Origin of the sequence: Streptomyces sp. NPDC005266 (assembly GCF_040607655.1) — a bacterium.
Classification (GTDB): domain Bacteria; phylum Actinomycetota; class Actinomycetes; order Streptomycetales; family Streptomycetaceae; genus Streptomyces.
The window spans coordinates 1-3,949 of the sequence record NZ_JBEXHC010000030.1 but is presented as its reverse complement, the minus strand read 5'-3'; the positions used below and the strand labels follow the sequence as shown (position 1 = coordinate 3,949).

Genomic DNA, 3,949 nt, shown 5'->3' with positions numbered 1-3,949 from the left:
AGCAGGCGCGGGAGCCACACGGCGCCGGACACCCCACGGCAGCGGGAGCCGAAGCGGGGCGCGGGGGATCCCCCGCGCCGCCTCACTCCTCGTATCGCGGACGCATCAGCGTGGACGGGGGCAGGCCCGTCTCCCGCCGTCGCTCGGCGGCCCGCTGGGCCGCGCGCAGCCCGTCGGGGGTGAGCGAGCGCAGTCGGGGGCCGTGCTTGGGCAGAGTCGGCCGGACCGGGGTGCGGGAGGCCAGCAGAAAGCCCCAGTCGCGTGGTCCGGCGCCCGCTCCCGGCGGGGGCGGCCCGGGGCGCGGTGCGCGGATCACATACGGCACGGTCCACAGCCCGACGGAGCGCATCGTCGCGTCCACCGTCCAGTACTCCCGCGGCCTGACGCTCAGCGGCCCGGCGTGGACCACGAGCCGTCCGCCGGGCGCCAGCACCCGCTCGGCCAGCCCGTAGAACTCCTGGGAGTAGAACTTGGTGCTCTGGGTGAGGCCGGGGTCGGGCAGATCGCAGACCACCACGTCGTACGCCGCGCGCCGCCGCAGCCAGTCGAAGGCGTCGGCCGTCACCACCCGCACCCGCGGATCGCGGTAGGCGCCCCCGTTGAGCGCGGACAGGCCCGGGTCCCGGCGGGCCAGCCGCACCACCTCCGGATCGCGCTCGACGACGGTCACCGAGCGGACCGCCGCGTACCGCAGGATCTCGCGGACCGCGAGCCCGTCGCCGCCGCCCAGCACCAGGACCCGGCCGTGCGGTCCGGCGGCCATGGCCGGGTGGATCAGCGCCTCGTGGTAGCGGGCCTCGTCGCGCCCGCTGACGCTCAGCCGCCCGTCGAGGAAGAGGGCGAGCGGTCGGCCGCTCGCCCCGCCGCCCTTCAGCACCACCTCCTGGACGCCGGTCCGCAGCGCGACCCGCACCCCCGGCCCGTAGACGGCCTGCCGGGCGGCCCGCTCGAAGGAGGGGGTCAGCGCGGCGCCCGCGGCCAGCAGGGCCAGCACCAGCGCGTTGGCGACGATCAGCACCCACCGCGCCCGCCCGCTCAGGTCGCGGCGGAACAGCCACAGCACCAGCGCCCCGCCCGCGACCGCGTTGACCGCGCCGGTGACCAGCGCGCCGGTGAGCTGCCCGAAGGCGGGCAGCAGCAGAAACGGGAAGGCGAGCCCGCCGACCAGGGCGCCCACATAGTCCGCCGCGAAGAGATCGGCCACCGCGCCGCCCGCGTCCTGCCGCCGCACCCGCTGGATGAGGGTCATCAGCAGCGGCACCTCGGCGCCGATGAGTACGCCGATCGCCAGCGAGAAGCCGACGAGCGCGGAGCGCGATTGACCGCACCACGCGAAGACCGCGTACAGCGCCATCGCCGAGCAGCCGCCGACGAGCGCGAGCACCGCCTCGACCGCGGCGAAGCCGACGGCGGCCCGGCAGCGCAGCCGCTTGGCCAGCAGCGAGCCGACGCCCATGGCGAAGACCATCACCGACAGCACGACGGATGCCTGGGTGACCGAGTCGCCCGCCAAGTAGGAGGCGATGGCGACGAGTTCGAGCTCATAGACGAGCCCGCAGGCGGCGCAGACGAAGACGGTGCCGAGGACGGCAAAGCGGCCGAGCCCGGCCCGCACGGGCAGCCGCGCTGGAGGTTCGGACTCCGGCGACGGTGGGGCACCCGAGACAGCAGACATGGGCGAATCGATCACAAACGGAACGTTACGTCACCTATCGCTTACGTCTGGTCACCCACACGAGTGCATTGGCCGCCGTTCATCCGTACAGCGACTCATCCGCCCATACGAGCGCACCACCCGCTAGGCGCACGGGATTTGAGGCGGCACCAGCGCGCCCGCGCCCGGCGGACGGAGCGCCGCCGGCACCCGGGCCCCCACACAGGTGCGGGTGGTCACCAACCGCCCCTCCTGGGGGTAGGCGTGCCAGGTCCGCCAGCCCACCGTGCCCTCGTGCCACTGCGCGAGCAGCGCCGTGAACGCGTGCGGACTGCCCGGAAACGTACCCGCGAGCCCATGCGGATGGTCGGCGACCAGGGCCAGCAGCTCCTGGGCCCGCCCGGCGAACGACCCTTCCGACAACTCCTCGACGCGCGCCGCGAATTCGTACTCACGACCCTCGACGAGCGTGGAAACCCCCAGCGGAAGCGGGGTGCTGTTGCCGGACATACAGGCCACGGTCTCCGAACATCGGCCGTCCTCCCCTTCGAGGAGGACCTGATGCGAGGCTCCGAGGAGCCTCAACTGCATGGCGAAGCCGTGGAGTTGCAGGTCGAGTACGGCCAGGGCCGGGAGCGGCTCCAGCCCCAGGCACCAGGCGAGATCGGTGGCGCGGGTGTCGGTGTAAGCAGTCTTGAGGGTCGTGAGCATGGGTCGGCTCCGCAAGCACGCAGTGGAAAGGTGGGCCGGCTCGCCCCGCGGTGGACCAGGGGTGTACAGATACGCCGGCTCGTGCCCACGTGGGGTCCGTTGGGTCGGTGGTATACGGAATCATGAAATGCTCGGCGCCACATCGTTTTTACCCACCTTCGCCGGGTTTCCACCCCCTAGGGCGCCCCTACGCTCAACTGTTCAACAACCCCGCGCCCGGCGCACGTTGGCGCGCCGGGCGCGGACTTGTCTCTCCGTAACAGTCGGGCACGGTCAGGAGCCGCCGCCGCAGCCGCCGCCACCACCGCCGCCACCGCCACCGCAGCCACCGCCGCCGCCACAGGACGACCCGCCGCCGCAGCCACCGCCGCCGTGGTGCCCCCCGCCGTGGTGCCCCCCGCCGTGGTGCCCCCCGCCGTGGTGTCCGCCGCCACCGCCGTCGCCACCGGCCCACCAGCTACCGCCGGCGGCCCCAGTGCCTGACCCCCCGCCCCAGGACCTCCTGCGCCCCCCGCTGTACCCCTTCGACCGCCCGGCGCCCAGCGCGGCGAGCGCCGCGACCGTGAACGCCACCGCAACGAAGACAATGACAAAACCCATGGGTCCTCACTCTCCTTCCAGCCCCCGTAGCGAGGTACCGCTTCGTCTCTGCAGGACCCATGCCCGCCCGGGGCGGGGCCGAAAGCGGAGTTGAGGAAGTTCTGAGGGTCAGTACAAGGAAAAGGCCCCCGACCTGCGCCGATTGGCAGATCAGGGGCCGTCCGAAGCTCAATGGGCCATCCATGGGCCGTGTTCCTCCTCAGAGGCACGTTGAAACACGGTGTCGATGGCACGCCGGGCACGCTCGCGGCTGTCGGGCATCAGGTGGGCGTACACCCGCAGCGTCAGCGCCGGGTCGGCATGTCCCATGTACCGTCTGCCGCGACACACCCAGCGAAGCCGCGACCTCGGTCACGGTCGCACCCGCCAGCACGGCCAGGACAGCCCGGTATCTCTGCTCGACAACCGACAACTCCACCAGCGCCAATCCCGGCCTCCCCACACGCACCGAACGACGCGTACAGAAAAGCCGATCACGGCCACTGTCAACCATCAGCTGGGACCGAACTGTCAAGCATCACCCGGGATCGGACAGCGTGACCCTCCGCGGAGCTGTTACAGGTTTCTCTACCTCATCAAGCCCCGGCTGCGCTCCGCTCCGCCGGGCGCGCTTCCCGGCTCCGCTGCGGGCGCCGCTCCTGCCTCCGGCCCGCTCCGCCCGCGCTGCGCCGACGCGCGCCCATTGGTGGATAGGGCCGGTGGCCATAAGCCGATCACCGCGTACGCGACGGTCAGAACAGTGCCTCCGGCGGGGGATCGGCCGGCACCGGGATGGAGGGGGCGCCGTCGCCGACCGCGGATCCGTTGTGGCGGATACTGCGGGCTCCCATCCCGCACACCATCGACCCAGGCAGAGCCGAGCAGACGCGGCCCCTGGCGTCCAGGAAGCTCCTATAGATCGTCAAGCAGTCTGTAGGAGTTCTGCCTGTGAGGTGTTCGTGCTGGTCAGGTGCTTGTAGACCTCGCGCGCGATGAAGCGTTTGA

Annotated in this window: 3 protein-coding genes; all 3 read right to left on the bottom strand. The window is 72.2% G+C overall.

Annotation, left to right across the window (positions count from 1 at the left end; translation table 11 throughout):
• Positions 1–82: 82 nt before the first annotated feature.
• The 3 genes from ABZU99_RS32775 to ABZU99_RS32765 all read right to left on the bottom strand — a co-directional run bounded on the left by ABZU99_RS32775 (position 83) and on the right by ABZU99_RS32765 (position 3,458).
• A complete protein-coding gene (locus ABZU99_RS32775) occupies positions 83–1,675 on the bottom strand; it encodes a polyamine aminopropyltransferase (RefSeq protein WP_355948715.1) in 1,593 nt (530 codons plus the stop codon).
• Positions 1,676–1,798: 123 nt separating this feature from the next.
• Entirely contained in the window at positions 1,799–2,365 is a 567-nt protein-coding gene (locus tag ABZU99_RS32770) for a DUF2617 family protein (RefSeq protein WP_355948510.1), read from the bottom strand.
• Between the two features lie 799 nt (positions 2,366–3,164).
• Positions 3,165–3,458 (bottom strand): helix-turn-helix domain-containing protein, encoded by a 294-nt coding sequence (locus ABZU99_RS32765; RefSeq protein ID WP_355948507.1) that lies wholly within the window; start codon positions 3,456–3,458, stop codon positions 3,165–3,167.
• Positions 3,459–3,949 lie beyond the last annotated feature (491 nt).

Coding starts and splice junctions, on each gene's coding strand:
- ABZU99_RS32765 (WP_355948507.1), bottom strand. CDS start 3,458: ATGGTTGACAGTGGCCGTGATCGGCTTTTCTGTACGCGTCGTTCGGTG.
- ABZU99_RS32770 (WP_355948510.1), bottom strand. CDS start 2,365: ATGCTCACGACCCTCAAGACTGCTTACACCGACACCCGCGCCACCGAT.
- ABZU99_RS32775 (WP_355948715.1), bottom strand. CDS start 1,675: ATGTCTGCTGTCTCGGGTGCCCCACCGTCGCCGGAGTCCGAACCTCCA.